The organism is Prochlorococcus marinus XMU1406 (assembly GCF_017696055.1).
Lineage (GTDB): Bacteria > Cyanobacteriota > Cyanobacteriia > PCC-6307 > Cyanobiaceae > Prochlorococcus_A > Prochlorococcus_A marinus_W.
This window is the reverse complement of sequence record NZ_JAAORG010000001.1, coordinates 498,664-515,235: the sequence shown is the minus strand read 5'-3', so window position 1 is coordinate 515,235 and position 16,572 is coordinate 498,664. Positions and strand designations below refer to the sequence as shown.

Annotated in this window: 19 protein-coding genes; 7 read left to right on the top strand and 12 right to left on the bottom strand. The window is 33.7% G+C overall.

Annotated features, from left to right (window positions below):
* The first annotated feature begins 40 nt into the window (after positions 1 to 40).
* Positions 41 to 1,270 carry a glutathione S-transferase gene (locus HA149_RS02955; RefSeq protein WP_209112865.1) on the top strand — a complete coding sequence of 410 codons (1,230 nt, stop codon included), beginning with the start codon at positions 41 to 43 and terminating at the stop codon, positions 1,268 to 1,270.
* Between the two features lie 8 nt (positions 1,271 to 1,278).
* Here HA149_RS02955 and dnaA read toward each other — a convergent pair whose 3' ends face one another.
* A complete protein-coding gene (dnaA, locus tag HA149_RS02950; RefSeq protein ID WP_209112863.1) occupies positions 1,279 to 2,673 on the bottom strand; it encodes a chromosomal replication initiator protein DnaA in 1,395 nt (464 codons plus the stop codon).
* Between the two features lie 193 nt (positions 2,674 to 2,866).
* Between dnaA and HA149_RS02945 the strand changes: the two genes are divergently transcribed.
* A complete protein-coding gene (locus HA149_RS02945) occupies positions 2,867 to 3,478 on the top strand; it encodes a TIGR04282 family arsenosugar biosynthesis glycosyltransferase (protein ID WP_209113920.1) in 612 nt (203 codons plus the stop codon).
* Between the two features lie 5 nt (positions 3,479 to 3,483).
* A complete protein-coding gene (locus HA149_RS02940) occupies positions 3,484 to 4,167 on the top strand; it encodes a TIGR04283 family arsenosugar biosynthesis glycosyltransferase (protein ID WP_209112861.1) in 684 nt (227 codons plus the stop codon).
* Here HA149_RS02940 and HA149_RS02935 read toward each other — a convergent pair whose 3' ends face one another.
* The 3 genes from HA149_RS02935 to hisG are packed head-to-tail and all read right to left on the bottom strand — an operon-like array spanning position 4,168 to position 7,145.
* A complete protein-coding gene (locus HA149_RS02935; protein WP_209112859.1) occupies positions 4,168 to 4,698 on the bottom strand; it encodes a GNAT family N-acetyltransferase in 531 nt (176 codons plus the stop codon).
* Positions 4,698 to 6,494, bottom strand: a complete 1,797-nt coding sequence (locus HA149_RS02930) for an ABC transporter ATP-binding protein (RefSeq protein WP_209112857.1) — start codon at positions 6,492 to 6,494, stop codon at positions 4,698 to 4,700. The genes HA149_RS02935 and HA149_RS02930 overlap by 1 nt, the downstream gene beginning before the upstream one ends.
* Positions 6,495 to 6,506: 12 nt before the next feature.
* The gene (gene hisG, locus HA149_RS02925; RefSeq protein ID WP_209112855.1) at positions 6,507 to 7,145 is read right to left on the bottom strand and encodes an ATP phosphoribosyltransferase; all 639 of its coding nucleotides are present in this window, start codon (positions 7,143 to 7,145) and stop codon (positions 6,507 to 6,509) included.
* 40 nt (positions 7,146 to 7,185) lie between these two features.
* On the opposite strand from hisG, the gene gloB reads away from it, so the two are divergent.
* From gloB to HA149_RS02910, 3 genes are all read left to right on the top strand, one after another.
* Positions 7,186 to 7,926, top strand: coding sequence for a hydroxyacylglutathione hydrolase (gloB, locus tag HA149_RS02920; protein ID WP_209112853.1), 741 nt, complete (start codon positions 7,186 to 7,188; stop codon positions 7,924 to 7,926).
* A gap of 24 nt (positions 7,927 to 7,950) precedes the next feature.
* Positions 7,951 to 8,343: a Rid family detoxifying hydrolase gene (locus HA149_RS02915; protein ID WP_209113918.1), complete on the top strand. Its 393-nt coding sequence runs from the start codon at positions 7,951 to 7,953 to the stop codon at positions 8,341 to 8,343.
* A gap of 85 nt (positions 8,344 to 8,428) precedes the next feature.
* Positions 8,429 to 8,656 (top strand): DUF3136 domain-containing protein, encoded by a 228-nt coding sequence (locus tag HA149_RS02910; protein WP_011862573.1) that lies wholly within the window; start codon positions 8,429 to 8,431, stop codon positions 8,654 to 8,656.
* A gap of 6 nt (positions 8,657 to 8,662) precedes the next feature.
* Here HA149_RS02910 and HA149_RS02905 read toward each other — a convergent pair whose 3' ends face one another.
* The 8 genes from HA149_RS02905 to HA149_RS02870 form a co-directional block, all read right to left on the bottom strand.
* Entirely contained in the window at positions 8,663 to 8,902 is a 240-nt protein-coding gene (locus tag HA149_RS02905) for a 4a-hydroxytetrahydrobiopterin dehydratase (RefSeq protein ID WP_209112850.1), read from the bottom strand.
* Between the two features lie 73 nt (positions 8,903 to 8,975).
* A complete protein-coding gene (locus tag HA149_RS02900) occupies positions 8,976 to 9,224 on the bottom strand; it encodes a carboxysome peptide B (protein ID WP_025969106.1) in 249 nt (82 codons plus the stop codon).
* A gap of 18 nt (positions 9,225 to 9,242) precedes the next feature.
* On the bottom strand, positions 9,243 to 9,494 hold the full coding sequence (locus tag HA149_RS02895; RefSeq protein WP_002805244.1) for a carboxysome peptide A: 252 nt from the start codon (positions 9,492 to 9,494) through the stop codon (positions 9,243 to 9,245).
* Between the two features lie 2 nt (positions 9,495 to 9,496).
* On the bottom strand, positions 9,497 to 11,026 hold the full coding sequence (locus HA149_RS02890; protein ID WP_209112848.1) for a carboxysome shell carbonic anhydrase: 1,530 nt from the start codon (positions 11,024 to 11,026) through the stop codon (positions 9,497 to 9,499).
* A gap of 3 nt (positions 11,027 to 11,029) precedes the next feature.
* Entirely contained in the window at positions 11,030 to 13,318 is a 2,289-nt protein-coding gene (csoS2, locus tag HA149_RS02885) for a carboxysome assembly protein CsoS2 (RefSeq protein ID WP_209112846.1), read from the bottom strand.
* 91 nt (positions 13,319 to 13,409) lie between these two features.
* A complete protein-coding gene (locus HA149_RS02880) occupies positions 13,410 to 13,751 on the bottom strand; it encodes a ribulose bisphosphate carboxylase small subunit (RefSeq protein ID WP_011862568.1) in 342 nt (113 codons plus the stop codon).
* Positions 13,752 to 13,840: 89 nt separating this feature from the next.
* Complete coding sequence (locus HA149_RS02875; protein ID WP_011862567.1) at positions 13,841 to 15,256, bottom strand: form I ribulose bisphosphate carboxylase large subunit; 1,416 nt, start codon at positions 15,254 to 15,256, stop codon at positions 13,841 to 13,843.
* A 69-nt stretch (positions 15,257 to 15,325) separates the two neighbouring features.
* Complete coding sequence (locus HA149_RS02870; protein ID WP_002807869.1) at positions 15,326 to 15,637, bottom strand: BMC domain-containing protein; 312 nt, start codon at positions 15,635 to 15,637, stop codon at positions 15,326 to 15,328.
* Between the two features lie 328 nt (positions 15,638 to 15,965).
* On the opposite strand from HA149_RS02870, the gene HA149_RS02865 reads away from it, so the two are divergent.
* The gene (locus HA149_RS02865) at positions 15,966 to 16,550 is read left to right on the top strand and encodes a non-canonical purine NTP pyrophosphatase (RefSeq protein WP_209112844.1); all 585 of its coding nucleotides are present in this window, start codon (positions 15,966 to 15,968) and stop codon (positions 16,548 to 16,550) included.
* Positions 16,551 to 16,572 lie beyond the last annotated feature (22 nt).

Here is a 16,572-nt window from a genome sequence, read left to right as displayed (position 1 = left end):
TCAATTATTATAACGTTAGTTTATAGCTTTAATTCAAAAAATGAATGGGATTTTGACATGGGATGATTTAAATAAATTTGAAGTTGAAGATCTTGATAGAGTCAATGGTATAAATAATTCTTACGCAAATTTAAGATTATTTGGGCATAGTGAAAATGATGTATTAGTTACCCTATATAGGGATAGGCATTCTTGGTGTCCTTACTGTCAGAAGATATGGTTATGGCTTGAATTTAAGAGAATTCCATACAGAGTCAAAAAAATAAATATGTTTTGCTACGGTCAAAAAGAAAGTTGGTTTCTTGAAAAAGTCAGATCGGGGAAATTACCTGCAATTGAATTTAAAGGCCAAGTTATAACTGAAAGCGACGATATCATAGCTTTTTTAGAAAATGAATTTGGAGCACTTGGATCTTTTATAACATCTAGTCACCTTATTAAAATTCGAGAATTAGAAAGAGAAATTTTCAGATCCTGGTGTAATTGGCTTTGCCGAGAAAGCTTTAATTTTATAGATAACTCTTTTAGAAAAAAAAGATTTAAAGAATCAATTTCTAAACTCGATGAAATCTTAAGCAGATCAAAATCAGGGTTTGTTGATCCATCAGTATCTAATACTGGTGATATAGAACCTGGTGTTGGAGATATAATTTTTATTCCCTATATGGAGAGAATGAATGCATCATTGATTTATTATAAAGGGTTTAATTTAAGATCTAATTACCGTCATATAGATAACTGGCTTACCCTTTTTGAAGGGAAAAGTGCTTATAGAGGCACTCAAGGAGATTTTCATACTCATTCTCATGATTTACCACCACAAATGGGAGGATGTTATAAAGAAAGCAATGAACAACAGATTACTTTCTCTAAGCTAATAGATACTGGGAAGGGTCTAGGTAATTATGAATTAAATAAAAATTATGATTCAAAATATTTCGCAAAATTTGCTCTTAAAAGAGTTATGAAGCATAAAGACAATTTACTAAAAGTAAACCCATACGATAAAGAATCCTTTGAGGAATCATTGAGATCAGCTTTGACCCATATGATCACAGGTGAAGTATTAATCCCTAAGAAACTTTCAGGAATCTCTCTAAAATACTTAAAAAATAGAATCTCAGTTCCAAGAGATATGCCAATTATTTCAGCAAGGTTATTAAGGCAATCATTAAATAAAATTGAATCGCTTAGTGATATCAATGAAATAGATAAGATACCTTTCAAGCATAGATATGATCAAGATCCAAGAAATTTTATTTCTATTTAACAGTAAAGCTATAGATTTTTTCTTGAATCTATTTGAAGTAAATCCCTTATTTTTTGAACTTGACTTGCAATATTAGGATCTATAGACAATTTTTTTTCAACTTGTTCAATAGCATACATAACCGTTGTATGGTCTTTGCCTCCAAATTCATCTCCAATTCTTGGTAGGCTTAGATCTGTTCCATGTCGCATAAGATACATGCCTATTTGCCTGGCTTGACTTACTGGTTTTCTCCTACTTGAACTAATCAATTCATCAGTAGAAACTTTAAAGAAATCTGACACTTTATTAATAACTTGTGCTGGAGTAACAACTACTCCAACACTATTCGGATCAAGCATTGGCGCAATTGATTGGACTGTCATTGGCAAGCCTGTTATTGATGCAAATGCAACAGCTCTTGTAAATGCTCCTTCCAACTCTCGAATATTCGAAGTGAATCTTCCTGCTATAAATTGAATTAAATCTCTGGGAAGACTCATCCTCTCTTGTTCTGCCTTTTTCTGAAGAATGGCTGTCCTCGTCTCGAGGTCAGGTGGTTGAATATCTGCAGTCATACCCATTGAAAACCTAGAAATTAATCTCTCTTGAATTCCCGATAATTGATTTGGGGGTCTATCACTTGCAATAACTATTTGACTTCCCGATTCGTGAAGAGCGTTAAAAGTATGGAAGAATTCTTCCTGTGTATACTCTTTGCCTTCTAAGAACTGTATATCGTCTATTAAAATCAAATCTACATTTCTATATTTATCTCGAATAGCTGTCATTCCGTCTCTACGAATACCACTAATAACATCGTTAGTAAAAGTCTCAGTGGATACATATTTAACTTTTGCTTCTGGATCTATTTCTACTCGATAATGGCCGATTGCTTGCATTAAATGAGTCTTCCCAAGACCGACTCCACCACAAATAAATAATGGATTGAATTCTCTCCCAGGAGATTCAGCAACGGCTAAAGCTGCGGCGTGAGCCAACCTACTATTTGGACCTACAACAAATCTTTTAAATACGTAACGTAAATTTAAACCATTAGGATTTTTGAATTGATTTTTTGAAGGATTATTTTGATTAACACTAGAAAAAGATCTTGTTTTATGATTAGAGTTCTGTTCGCTAGGTTTCTCTTCATTTGTTAAATCGCTGTTGATATTTGTTTCAGATTTAAAAACAACTTTTACATCATGGCCGCAGATTTCTTTTGCAGCTTTTTCAATAGTTTCACAATAATTCTTTCTTAACCAATCACTGGAAAATGTATTCGGAGCGATTAAGGTCAATATGCCATTTTCAAAACAGTTAAATTTAGCAGGCCTTATCCATGTCTCAAATGAAGGCTTACTTAAAGTTTTTTGGAGTAATTGTTGAACTTCCGCCCAAATAGGATTTGTTACTTGCAAAGTTTTATTATCTAGATTATTAATCTAGTTGGAATTTAATAATTGGCCATTATCAAATCACAAGATCACGACAAATTTAAAATTACTTAACAAAGCATAAACTAAATTTATAAAGAAAAATTTTATATTTTTTAATAGGCATATAATTATTTTAAATCTCACTAAAGTCTTGGATAAAGCATTACTTGTTATCATGGCAAAATGGCATGGTTTTGGAAGATGCAAAACAAGATTATCAAAAGATATAGGTAAAAGTAATTCTGCAAAAGTACAAAGTGTGATGACCAAACACACTATTTCAGTCGCAAAATTTCTCCAAGAAAATAAACTACTTGATATTTCTATTGCTATATCTGGTTTGGGGGTAGGTAATTGTAAAAGGTGGTCTAGAGAATTAGGCATCAAAAAATTTAATTTACAGGGTAAAGGGTGCTTGGGAGAAAAAATGAAAAGGCAAATAATTATCAACAAAAAATTTTTTGCTAGAAATAAGATCAAAAATATTATTTTTATTGGTACTGACCTTCCAGATTTATGCCATCAAGATTTATTGAATACTCTAAAAGAGCTTCAACAAAATGATCTTATTTTAGGACCATCTAATGATGGAGGATATTGGCTTATTGGTTTATCAAAAAAAATAATGTCATCGCATATATATTTACCTTTTATCAACATTAAGTGGGGGACAGAAAATGTTCTTCAAAATACAATTGATAATTTTGCTTCTACAAAATTGAAATTTAAGTTTTTAGATAAAAAAATAGATATAGATACAATTATTGATATTGAAAATAGAAAGTAATCGACTTGTCTAAAATCTCAATTATCATCCCAACTATCAATGAAGCTAATAATTTGCCATTATTACTTTCAGACTTGTCGACTATTCATAAAGACGGAGAAATTATTATTGTTGACTGTGGTAGTGAAGATAAAACTATTGATATAGCAAATATTTATGGAGCGAAACTATTTATATCCAAAGAAAGGAATCGAGGTTTACAATTAGATATTGGAGCTAGGAATTCAAAAGGAGACTGGCTCATATTTTTGCATGCAGACACAAGATTAACTCATGATTGGTTTAGAAAAACAAATCTACTTTTAAAGGGAAATAAGAATAGTATTTACTATTTTAAATTTAAAATTGATCACAAAAAGAAAATTTATAGAGTCCTCGAAATTCTTGTAAATTTTAGAAGTAAATATTTTAAACAACCTTATGGTGATCAAGGTTTAATAATTCATAGAACTACCTATTTCAAGAATAATGGTTTTAGAAAGATACCTTTGATGGAAGATGTAGATTTTTTAAGGAGATTAAATAATAAAAAAGATTTAAAAGAATTAAATTCACCTATTTTTATAAGTTCAAGGAAATGGGAAAAAACTAATATTTTTCTCCAAGCAATTAAGAACTGGCACTTTAGAAGAAGATGGTTAAAAGGCGAATCATTAAAATCTATATATTTTGACTACTACAAAAAATGATTAATTTGCATACCAAAAAGCGCATTTAGAGCCTCTTGGTTCTAAAACCCAACCTTGTCTTTTATAAAATGAAACCACTTCAGCATCAGCAAAAAGGGTTACTTTAGAAATCCCAACATTTTTTAATTCTTTCAGGATATATTTCATTAGCTCTTTCCCTAATCCAAGTCCTTGATAGACAGGGTTAATAGCCACATCCCAAACTGTTGCTTCTAAAATTCCATCACCAGTGCATCTCGCAAATCCTACTAATCTGGGGAATTTATCATCATGACGCCATAACCCAACCACCAAAATACTGTAATCCAAAGCTCTTTTAACTCTTCTTATAGGTCTTCTACTCCAACCAACAGTTTGCAAAAGTTGATCTAGTTCTATTAGATCTAAATCTTTATTTTTACTACATACAAATATTTCTTCCTTTTTTGTTTGAGTAAACTCATAAGTATTTAAACCATAGAGATCTATCAGCTCTTCGTTTGATATGCTGTTTGATTGTTTTGTTAACGATCCTTGGTTTCTAAAAATCATTAAAAATTGGCGAATCCTTTTTGTTGAAGCTCAGAAAGCTGAAAATACAAACCCTTTTTCATTCTCAATTCACTATGTGTTCCCTCTTCAACTAATGATCCCGCTTTTAAGACTAAAATCTTATCAGAACTTTCAATAGTTGCTAATCTGTGAGCTATTACTAATGCCGTTCTTTTTGACAGAATTCTCTCAAGATCTTTCTGCAATGTAGCCTCTGTAGAGGGATCCATAAACGCTGTTGCTTCATCCATTATTAAAACAATAGGATTTCTTATCGCTACTCTAGCTACTGAAAGAAGTTGTCTCTCTCCAGAAGAGAGATTCCCCCCTCTTTCTCTTAGTAAGGTGTTCAAACCTTCTGGTAATTTTTTCAACAAATTGTCTAATCCTAATTCGTGGCAAATATTTTCTAATTCAAGATTGTCTATGTTGGAATTTAGTTTCAAATTATCAGCAACATTGCCACTAAAGATAAAGGTATCTTGTAGAACTACTCCCAACATATTTCTAAGGGTTGCTATAGGAATATCTTTTATATCTATATCATCGATTAAAATCTGACCTGATTGAGGTTCATATAATCTACATAAAAGTCTTATTATGGTAGTCTTACCTGAACCAGTTGGTCCTACGAAAGCCACATGCTCTCCTGGATTGATCATGAAAGATAAATTTTTTATAATATGTTCTCCCTCGTTGTAGAAAAAATTAACATTCTTGAACTCAATTTTGCCCTTAAATTTCTTATTTACATTTTTAGCATTTTCTAAATAACGTTTTGCAGAAATAGTGTCCTTAATCTGTATTTCTTCATCCAATAATTCATTTATTCTTTCTACAGCTGTTAAACCTCCTTGGATCTGAGTAAATCTTTCTGCAAGCTGCCTTAAAGGTTCAAAAAGTCTTTGGGAATATAAAATAAAAGTTGTTAATGTTCCTAAACCAATATTTCCAGAAGTAACAAGATATCCTCCAACTGCCAAAACCAAGGAAACTGCGGCAAGAGAAATCCATTCTATAAACGCCGAAATACTACTGTCATAAAATATTGTTCCATTTACTGCTTTCTTGTAAGCAACTCCAGTATTGGAAAATTTCTTGCTATTGAAAGCCTCTCTTCTGAACATCTGAACGACTTCTAAACCTTGAAGATTCTCTTGAAAATCAGAGTTGAGTTGAGACAATTCTTCCCTTACTTGATAATTGGCTCTTCTATAACGTTTTTGAAGCCAAATAATAAAATATGAAACTGGGATTTGAGTCAAAAGTAATAAAATGGCAAGCCCTCGATCAATTGACAGCATTGTCAAAGAAATTACTATCAGACTAACGAAGTCAGCAATGACTCCTACTGCCCCACTCCCAAAAACCTCGGCTAAAGCATCAACATCATTTGTTAATCTCGTTAATAATTTACCTACAGGCATTTTATCGTGATACCTAAGAGATAAAGATATTGAATGATCAAAAAGTTCTCTTCTTATTCTCGCTGTCAAACGTTGTCCAACTGCTTGGATATTGTAAGTTTGATATCCCTGCAGAACTAATCTGAATAATACAGTTATAAATAAAGTTAGGATTATGGCATTTATTGACTGCCCAAAGATAGTTCTACTTAGCCAAACATCTGTTGTTTCGTTCTTTAGAAGAGTAATTGCTTGACCAACTAATAATGGTTGAATAGCTCCAGAGAAAGAAACAGGTAACAAAACTATCAAGATTAGATAGATTGTTTTTTTATCTTTAGTTAAATATTTACCTAACTTTTTAATCCTTCTAAAATCTTTAAAAAACATTTAGTTAATCTTTTATAAAGCATTAGTTGATTCTATTGATAAAATTGTATCTCTGAGATGATTATCATCTAACCTCATAGATAAAGGATTTCCAATTAGTCTTGCAGTCGAGTAATAAAGATCATCTATTTTAACTAAACCATTCTCTTTAAGAGTCTTTCCTGTTGCTACCAAATCAACAATTGCCTCTGCCATACCTGTAATAGGACCAAGCTCGACTGATCCTGTCAAATGAACTATTTCTACAGGAATATTTAATTCTTCAAAATAAGATCTTGCTGTTTTTATAAATTTACTTGCTACTTTACAATTCGCTGGAAGATCAGTTGGTTTTGAATAATTGCTATTTTTCTTAACCGCTAACGACATATGACAACCACCAAATCCTAAATCTAATAACTTTGCGACTTTTAATTCAGATTCTCGTAAAACGTCATACCCAACAATACCCAAATCAGCCTGACCATAACTTACATAAACAGGCACATCTCCATTCCTTACTAATAAAGCTTTTGCCCGTTTGCAATTTGATTCAAAGGTTAATGATCTATTATTTTCGTCCAACGCATCAGAGAAATCTAACCCAGCTTTTTTAAAAGTTGAAATTGAATCTTTTAACAGAGCTCCTTTTGGTAAAGCTATAGTAAACATAGATCAATTTCTTCCAAGGATTATTCATTCTAAGTTAACAATGGAATTTAATAAAGCTAGAAAAATAATCGGACTTAAAGTTTTAAGTGATAACGTCATTTGGTTGTTGGTAAAAGATAAATCCGTTGTGGTTGTAGATCCATCTATTCACGAACCAGTTATTAAATACATAAATGAAAACAATTTTCACTTAGAAGCTATTTTGCAAACTCATCATCATTCAGACCATATTGGAGGGACGAAGTCTCTTATTGAAAGATGGCCAAATGTAAAGGTGATTGCTTCCTCCAAAGAAAAAAAGCGAATACCTTTTCAGAATGTATCTGTAGAAGATGAAGAAACTTTGAATATTTTAGGTGAAGAAATAAAAATAATTGAAGTATTAGGACATACAAACTCACATATAGCCTTCTTTTTGAATGGGGAAAATCCCGTTCTTTTTATTGGTGACACATTATTTTCTGGAGGCTGTGGAAGAATTTTTGAGGGAACTTATCAACAAATGTATTCTTCACTAGAAAGAATCAAATCTTTACCAAAAAATACTCTCATATATTGTGCACATGAATATACAAAGGCAAATATATTGTGGGCATTGAATCTCAAGCCAAAAGATCAAGCAATAAAAAATAAACTTTCGGAAGTTGAAAAAAAACTTTCTATTAATGAATTGACAATTCCATTTTTACTTAATGAAGAGATGAAAATAAACCTTTTCTTAAGAGCAAAAAATTTAGAAGAATTTACTTTTTTAAGAGCAAATAAAGATTTATGGGTTTAAATGGATAGGTATCTTTTTAAACAAATGTCCCCAAAACAAGTAATTAAAACATCAAAGGCTCCAGATCCAGTAGGACCTTATAATCAAGCGATAAAAGCTGGGGATTTTATCTATTGTTCTGGTCAAATTGCTATAGACCCAGCTTTAAATGAAATAACATGTTTAGGTGACATAGAGAAGGAAACTATTCAAGTTTTAAAAAATCTCGCAGAGGTTCTTAAAGCTGGTGGAGCAAAAATAGAGGATGTGATAAAAACAACTATTTACTTAACAGACTTAAGTAATTTTCAAATTGTCAATAAAATATATAGTGATTTTTTTAATATAGAGAATCCTCCTGCAAGGGCCTGTGTGGAAGTTTCATCTCTACCAAAAGGAGTTTTAGTTGAAATAGATTGCGTCGCATTTTTAGATTAATTTCTAATTATTGAGAAATTTAAAAAATGAACCAATTGTGCACCATGGTTGTATAGATTATTAGTTGATAATTCATCTTTGATCTATGTCAGCAGCAAAGCTTAATATAGATGAACTAGAAGCAGGTTATCCTTTATTTTGCAAAGCGCTTAGACTATTAATTTTAAAAGGGAACTCAGTGAAAGATATAGAAAAGACAGTGTGTTGGAGTCATCTTGAAACTTTAAATAGATGTCTACCTGGTAGATATAAAGCACCTACATATTTAATGGCTTTAATCAAAAGAGATATTGCAAAGCCAAATAATTATTAAAAAGGACTAATCTTCTAAATAAAATTTATCAATATCCATTGAGAAGTCTTTTTCCTTGTCTGATATTTCTTTATTATCTAAAAATATTGAAAGACTTACAAAATTCTTACCGAAGCTGATATTTGGATAGATATCCCTTTCTTTACATAATTTCTCAATCTCCCCCATGAATTTACTAATTTTTGAGTATTGATCAAATTCAAATCTTTTTTCAATCCTTAAAGGTGATTCTCTTTCATTCCACATTACATTCTTTAATCAAGACTAATTACACTATACCTTCAATAAAGTTTCACAATAAATTTTGAAGTTAAAATTTTTAGTCACTCTCCCAATAATCAATAATACCGCCAATTGTTAAATCGGTTTGAACTTCTGGATTAGGGCATGCAAATCTTGCAGCAGAGCCACTAGAAGTGAAAACCCAGTTACCTTCTCTAGCTCCAACAGGATCAACAGCAACTAATTTCTTTCCTTTATTATTTTCTAAAATTCGTAAATTCATATGACCTAAGCCAGCGACTCTTTGAGTGCATACCATCCTTCCTAATACCTTCATAATTTCCACAATTTATATCCTCCTTTTTTATGACTTGTCAGGATCCCAATGATCAATTATTCCAACAATCGTTAAATCGCTTGGATAAGATTTACTTCCCGCTGCTTCCCTAGCAGCAGAACTTCCTACACAAATAACCCAATCTCCTGGCTTACAGCCAACAGCATCAACTGCAACTTTATTAGAAGAACCATCTAATACAACCTGCAGATGTTTATGTTCAAAACCAGGAATCCTATTGGTAGAAACAAGTGGTTTTACAACCTTGCAAATTAACATAATTAGTGAGCCTCCTCTGTTTTTTTATCTAAAGACATTCCAATAATTTGGGCGGAATGAATATTGTCCCTATCTCTAATAGTAGAGCAAGTATGTACCAACCCTTGATCAACTAAATTTTTATATCTAATTGATATCGCATTATTAACTCTTTCACAATCATTTATTGCCCTCTCTTTTGCGCCAGGTACTTTGCCAGAGTAATCAAATCTTATTACTACTGGAATAGGTAGATCTTGAGAAACATTTAATCCAGTAAAAATCTTCACTCCTACATCTAAATCTGGGGCCCCTTCTTCGACTGTATCTAAATGAGCAAAATAAGTTAAATTTCTGAGATGTACTTCTTTAAAACCTATACCTACTCCAATAAACCTCTCTGCATGTCCAATGTCTTCATAAGAACCATTATGAAAACTCTTAACATAATCAATTTGAGAAATATTATTGACAATTAATTTATACGTAAATTTTTCCAGTCCACTAAGTTTATCTTTTGAAGATTGCTTAGCAATTGTCTGGCAAATTTCTCTTTCCGCATCCTCTTTTGAAAAATTTATTGTTGAATTGTAAATTTCTAATGTAGAAATAGTTTTTTCTAAATCTATACGGCCATCGCTAGTTGATAAATGTATTTTTAATGAATCAGTGTCTGTATCAAGTCCAATTAACATTAAATCCACAGAAGCTCCGCAGCAAAAGCTGTTTTCTACAGCTTCTTTGAAAGCATATAATTTGTTTCTACCTTCTTTTGCAGCTAACTCGTCATTACTCCCATGAGCTGCGCATCCCTGATGCAAAGGATCTACAGAACTAAAATGATAAGTTACAACTTTTAAGTATCTGGTATCTTTATGCGCTTCATTAGGGATATTCTCTCTATATCTTTTATGTTCAGTTTTTACCCAACGATTAACGGTATTTTCAATATCAAACAGTGCTCCAGCATGGGATCTTCTTCTTACTGAACTAAAAGGTATTCTCATTACATAAGCAACTGAATGAGCTAATCGCCCATCTGAACAAGGAGTTATATCAAGTAAATGTATTCCACAATCTAAAAGAAATTTTTCAAAATCTTCCGCACCTCTACTTCCTGAAGCACCCTCAAGTGGATCATTTTTAAAAAAATTATCACTAAGCTTCTCATGTTGTTTAAAAGCACACCATGCATATAGAGCTCTCATATCGAGAGGTTTAACCCAAGATTTATCTAATACATGATGGGGCAGATCTATTCCCAAATTTTTTCTTGATATTATCTGAGCTTTAGTTATAAAATCTTCATGATGTTGTATTCGAGCAATTTCCTTTAGAGTTGGAACAATTTCGTCAAAATCACTTTTTATTTTGCTTTCATACTTATATAAATTCTCATTTTGGATATTATTAGTTAATTTATGAGATTTTCCAGAATTTGCGAAATTATTTGATTCTTTAGTTTGTATATGAATATTTTCCGTAAAAGTTTTCATTGGAGCTGTAGGCCCCAATGTAAAGTTCTTGGCTTTTGCCAGTCCTCTTAAAGGCATTAATTAACCTCGTGCACCACCTGAAAAGGTAACAAGTTGACCTTCACGAGTATTACCACTTGATCCGGTTATCAAGAAATCTGGCTTTTCTGTCTCGTCATTTCTTTTTACTTCCATAGGGGGCATTGCACTCATGAATCCTGCTCTTGATGGATTTCTCTTTCTAGAAGAAGCTCCCTCTGTACCTGTTACCTTATCACCGCGATCCCAATCGTCACCAGTTACGTTTCCCACTGATTGTCCTTCACCAGTAATCCTTGATGCGACTCTTTTTTCTGGTGTCTTTGCAGCCCGGTCTGCCTCTTCAATTTCCATTTTTTGTTTATAAGTAATATTTTTATTCGGTTCAAATCTAAATTTTTCAGTACCAGTGACCTTATCAACTGCCATATCAAAAGGTCCTGTCACCTTCGAACCATTTTCATATTCATTACCAGTAACACCTTGAGTATTTTTTTCAGAGTATTTATCTCTTGATGGTGATTTAACAGAGAATTCCTTCCAAGAGTTACCTGCTGACTTTTCCGGATTCGCATAAGCCGTATCATGTGGAGGATTATCACAAGCTTGTGAGAGCTGATCTCCACCAACATAGGGAGTACCAGTTAGATTTTTACAAGCACCTTTCTTAGCACCTGTCATTACTCCGCCAATTCCTGGCTGCTGTCCTGTAAGTCTGGCATTTGAATTATTTCCAGAATTAACTGTTGATCGGGATTTCATATCTTCAGAAATTTCATTACTACAATTTTCATTAATCTGATCTAAGCCTGCGTATGGTGTTCCTGTTAACACTTTGCATGAACCTGGTTCATCTCCAGTTACTATTTCTGATCTTCCTGTCATAGTGCCGCTTATTAAATTTGACTTTGAAGAAAGACTTAAACCTACTTTTCTAGCTTCTGGTTTTGGTTTTGAACCGCAAAACTTCTCGTATTGTTGAGATCCTATGTACTCATCGCCAGTTACATTCTTACAACTCCCATGTTCATTGCCTGTCATATGGTCTGATCTTCCAACTCCTGTACCAGTTACATTATTCCCATTAAGAGTGTTGTAAGTACCTACTTTTTCAAATGCTTTACCTTTTGGATTTGGCTCAGAGCCAAGATATTGATCTCCAGTTAACTGATGTCCAGAACCTGATTCATCTCCAGTAACTAGGGTTGATCTACCAGGAAGTGATCCAGATACTTTTAATCCATCGGTTGTTGTACTGTGTTTAACCTTTGAAGGATTTTTTGGAACATCACCACAATACTTCTGTGATTGATTAGAAGATACATATTCAGTACCTGTAAGGTTTTTACAAGTCCCTGGCTCATCGCCTGTGACCCTATCAGATCTACCAACTTCATTCCCAGTCACTTTATTTCCTGATGTTGTTGCAGTAACAGTAGATCTAAGTGGCTGTTTATAACTTGGTCTATCTTGACAAAATTGATCAACAACTTCTGCTCCCATGTATTGGGTGCCAGTAACTGTTCTGCATGTACTTGCTTCATTACCAGTAGTTTTTACAGATCTATTAGCTTGTGTTCCAGTCACTATTTGACCTGAATCAGTTTCACTTTTACCAACTTTCCAGCTAGCATCTGCAATATTTTGTTTGGCGCCATTTTTATTTGGACCACATGGTCTACATTTACCATTACCTTTTTTGCCTGTAGCACCAGTTTTACTTCTTAGCTCTCTCACTCTCTGAGAAATTTCTCTACTACTTAAATCTGGGTCTCCCCTTCTAGCTAAAGAAGCGGCACTGGTATTTTGTTTAGTTGCTGATTTACCATGCTTAGATTGAGCTTCTCTTCTCGCTAAAACAATATCTCTGCTTGTATTAGTAATAGGCTTTCTCTTCTGATTAATTCTTCTCTTAACATTGGGTTTTAGAGACTTAGATTCTGTACTAGTTGAATCCTGACTTTCTTGATTTTTATTTATGGTTGATTTAACTATGTTTACAGGACTTTCTTTTTTAACATCAGTACGGGTTCTATCGGATGAAGTTATAGCTGATTTCCCATGGGTAGACATTGCTTTTCTTCTCTCTATTACTAACTCTTTACTAGATAAAGTTGTTGAAGAATTGCTGTTTACCTGAGTTTTTGGAATATGTTTTGTAGCTGTTTTAGAAATATTATTAAGAGAAGACTGAGTCCCAGAAATGTTTATATCTTGAGAAGATCGAACTCTATCTTTGGTAGTTGAAGAATAAGCAGCAGCTTTTTTACCGCTATCACTCATAGCCTTTCTTCTTTCAAGTGCAATCTCTCTACTGGTTTTTTTTGACATAATCTTCAAGTTTGAAATTCTTTAAAAACTTTTTTGAAAAACTTTCTCCAAAAAATTTTTTGGAGAAAGATATTAACTACAATAAGTAGCTTTAACGTCCTTGGAAAACTACAAAAGCTGTTCCTTGACTTTGAGTGTAAGCATCGTATCCGATGATTCTTACATGATGATCAGGGTATGCTCTATGGCATGCCTCTAATTCGCTCACGATCAAGTTAAGATCTTTTTCCCCAAAGAATGGGAGTTTCCAATAAGACCAATAAGTTTGCATACATCCACTTGGATGAACATGCTCAATAACTGGACTCCAACCTTGAGCAATTATGTACGCAATTTGGTCATATATTTCTTCCTGGGTCATCGGTGGTAAAAAACCGAATGTTTCCAGGGTTGCAACTGTTTGATAGTCGCTTACTGTGCTCTGGAAAGGCATAATTAATCAAAATGTGAATGTAATTACTCGTAAAAACGAGATTTTAATAAGTTTGAGGAGAATTAATCTCCTCAACTTCGAAACTTGAGTTAACCCTGAACATCAAGCTTGTCGACAGTGTCAAACTCGAACTTAATTTCCTTCCAAGTTTCTAGAGCAATAGCTAATTCAGGACTATGCTTAGCAGCTTCCATAAGAATGTCTCTACTCTCTTTTTCGATTTCGCGACCAGCATTACGGGCTTTTACACAAGCTTCTAAAGCAACTCTATTAGCTGCAGCTCCAGCAGCTGAACCCCATGGATGACCATGTGTTCCTCCACCGAACTGAAGGCATGAATCATCCCCAAAGATCGCTAGAAGTGCAGGCATATGCCAAACATGGATACCACCTGATGCGACTGCAAATACTCCAGGCATTGAACCCCAATCTTGATCAAAGAAGTTACCTCTAGATCTATCTTCAGGAACAAATGACTCTCTTAAGTTGTCAATATAACCAAGAGTTGTTTGACGATCACCTTCTAGTTTTCCAACCACGGTTCCAGTATGTAATTGGTCTCCTCCAGATAGTCTCAAACATTTTGCAAGAACTCTGAAGTGAATTCCATGCTTTGGATGTCTATCAATAACAGCATGCATAGCTCTGTGAATATGCAGAAGCATGCCATTTTTACGACACCAATTAGCTAATCCAGTATTTGCAGTAAAACCACCAGTTATATAATCATGCATGATGATTGGCATATCTAGCTCTTTTGCAAATTCAGCTCTTTCATAGAGTTCTTCAGGAGTGTTAGCAGTACAATTTAGATAGTGACCTTTAACTTCACCAGTTTCTCGCTGAGCAAGCTTAACTGCTTCTGCAACAAACTCAAATCTTTCTCTCCAACGTTGGAATGGTTGAGAATTAATATTCTCATCATCCTTCGTTAAATCAAGACCGCCTCTAAGACATTCATATACAACTCGACCATAGTTTTTACCAGATAATCCTAATTTAGGTTTGATGGTACAACCAAGTAGAGGTCTTCCATATTTGTTAAGTCGATCTCTTTCAACTACGATTCCGTTTGGTGGACCACCGCAAGTTTTAATGAAAGCAATTGGGAATCTAATATCTTCTAGACGGAGATGTCTTAGAGCTTTAAATCCAAAAACGTTTCCTACAAGAGATGTTAATACGTTTGTAATTGAGCCTTCTTCAAAAAGATCTAAAGGATATGCAATAAAAGCATAGAAAGCTTCAGGATCTCCAGGAACGTCTTCGATTCGATAACAACGTCCTTTATAAAATTCTAAGTCTGTAAGTAACTCGGACCAAACTGTTGACCAAGTACCTGTTGAAGATTCAGCGGCAACAGCTGCTGCAACTTCTTCTCTTGGAACACCTTCCTGACCTGTACATTTGAAACAGGCTAGTAAATCGGTGTCTAGGGGTACATATTCTGGAGTCCAGTAGGTATCTCTGTACTCCTTTACCCCTGCGTCATACTTCTTACTCATAAGGATAAATTTAGGTCTGTATAGGGAAAATAATTATTGTGCAAAATTTATAAATCTTGCTTTAATTAATTAGTCCTTTTGACCAAGAAATTCACCGTTACCTAAAGCAGGTTCAACTTCTCTATGAGGACGAGCAATAATGTGAGCTGCAACTAAACCGTCACCAACTCTTTCACAAGCATCAGCACCAGCTCTTACAGCTGCGTTAACTGCGCCTGTTTCGCCTCTAACTAATACTGTGACATAACCGCCACCAACGAATTCACGACCAATAAGGCGAACTTCTGCTGCCTTTGTCATTGCGTCTGCTGCTTCGATTGCAGGTACAAGTCCGCGTGTCTCGATCATGCCGAGAGCGATACCCATTGTTTCTGTAGCCATTGTCTACTAAATACTAAATGTGGAATGTTCAATTCGAAGAATGCTTCATTAAGTACTTATAAGTCAAGCGTTTTCGACAAAATCTCCATTAATGTTTTTTCTATCATTCATAAGTTAAACTTATCACCCTTGGTACTATTGATATGTCAATACTTATGCGAATTAGTTAGTGCATCAAAACATACTGTTGTGTTAAGAAAAAATTTACATTATGTTATTTCCGTACGAGACAGGCCCTGTCTACACAGGTGTGGAATGTTCAACCTTTCCTGTCTCCGTATCAAGCTTTGAAGTAAGATAATATTCACAATAAATTTTTTATATTATTTTGAACCTTCCAGTTCTAACTATTGCAAGTGGCAACCTAAGAAAGGTATCTGAAATTTCAGAGATGCTGGATGTTTTATCTTTAAAGGTTGAGAAGCAACCAGAATATTTAAATATCGAAGAAACTGGGGAAACATATTTTGAGAATGCACTACTTAAAGCCAAGGCAGCTTCTTTAGAGACAAAAACTTGGGCATTAGCTGATGACTCGGGTCTTGAAGTAGATGTTTTAGATGGTCGACCAGGAATTTATTCTGCTCGATATGCCAAAAATAATGATGAGAAAATTAAAAAATTAATTAATGAACTTTCTGATAGTCCTTATAGGAGTGCAAGATTTATAAGTTGTATGGTTTTGTGCGATCCCTCAGGAAACTTAGTTAAAGATACAACAGGAATATGCTGGGGAGAAATTCTTAAGAACCCCAAATATCCTAATGGGGAATTCGAATCTATTTTTTGGGTTAAGGAAGCTAATTGTGTTTACGGTGAGCTCTCACAATCACAACTAAATAAATTAGGTAGTAGAGGTAAAGCTGCAAAAATTATGTCTCCTTTTTTAAAAAAAGAGATAGGTTTAAGTTAAAAAAGGTTTAAATAAAAAATTC

Excerpts from the sequence above, each read along its gene's own strand:
- HA149_RS02955 (WP_209112865.1), top strand. The coding sequence starts at position 41 with ATGAATGGGATTTTGACATGGGATGATTTAAATAAATTTGAAGTTGAA.
- HA149_RS02945 (WP_209113920.1), top strand. The coding sequence starts at position 2,867 with ATGGCAAAATGGCATGGTTTTGGAAGATGCAAAACAAGATTATCAAAA.
- HA149_RS02935 (WP_209112859.1), bottom strand. The coding sequence starts at position 4,698 with ATGATTTTTAGAAACCAAGGATCGTTAACAAAACAATCAAACAGCATA.
- HA149_RS02930 (WP_209112857.1), bottom strand. The coding sequence starts at position 6,494 with ATGTTTTTTAAAGATTTTAGAAGGATTAAAAAGTTAGGTAAATATTTA.
- hisG (WP_209112855.1), bottom strand. The coding sequence starts at position 7,145 with ATGTTTACTATAGCTTTACCAAAAGGAGCTCTGTTAAAAGATTCAATT.
- gloB (WP_209112853.1), top strand. The coding sequence starts at position 7,186 with ATGGAATTTAATAAAGCTAGAAAAATAATCGGACTTAAAGTTTTAAGT.
- HA149_RS02915 (WP_209113918.1), top strand. The coding sequence starts at position 7,951 with ATGTCCCCAAAACAAGTAATTAAAACATCAAAGGCTCCAGATCCAGTA.
- HA149_RS02910 (WP_011862573.1), top strand. The coding sequence starts at position 8,429 with ATGTCAGCAGCAAAGCTTAATATAGATGAACTAGAAGCAGGTTATCCT.
- HA149_RS02905 (WP_209112850.1), bottom strand. The coding sequence starts at position 8,902 with ATGTGGAATGAAAGAGAATCACCTTTAAGGATTGAAAAAAGATTTGAA.
- HA149_RS02895 (WP_002805244.1), bottom strand. The coding sequence starts at position 9,494 with ATGTTAATTTGCAAGGTTGTAAAACCACTTGTTTCTACCAATAGGATT.
- HA149_RS02890 (WP_209112848.1), bottom strand. The coding sequence starts at position 11,026 with ATGCCTTTAAGAGGACTGGCAAAAGCCAAGAACTTTACATTGGGGCCT.
- csoS2 (WP_209112846.1), bottom strand. The coding sequence starts at position 13,318 with ATGTCAAAAAAAACCAGTAGAGAGATTGCACTTGAAAGAAGAAAGGCT.
- HA149_RS02880 (WP_011862568.1), bottom strand. The coding sequence starts at position 13,751 with ATGCCTTTCCAGAGCACAGTAAGCGACTATCAAACAGTTGCAACCCTG.
- HA149_RS02875 (WP_011862567.1), bottom strand. The coding sequence starts at position 15,256 with ATGAGTAAGAAGTATGACGCAGGGGTAAAGGAGTACAGAGATACCTAC.
- HA149_RS02870 (WP_002807869.1), bottom strand. The coding sequence starts at position 15,637 with ATGGCTACAGAAACAATGGGTATCGCTCTCGGCATGATCGAGACACGC.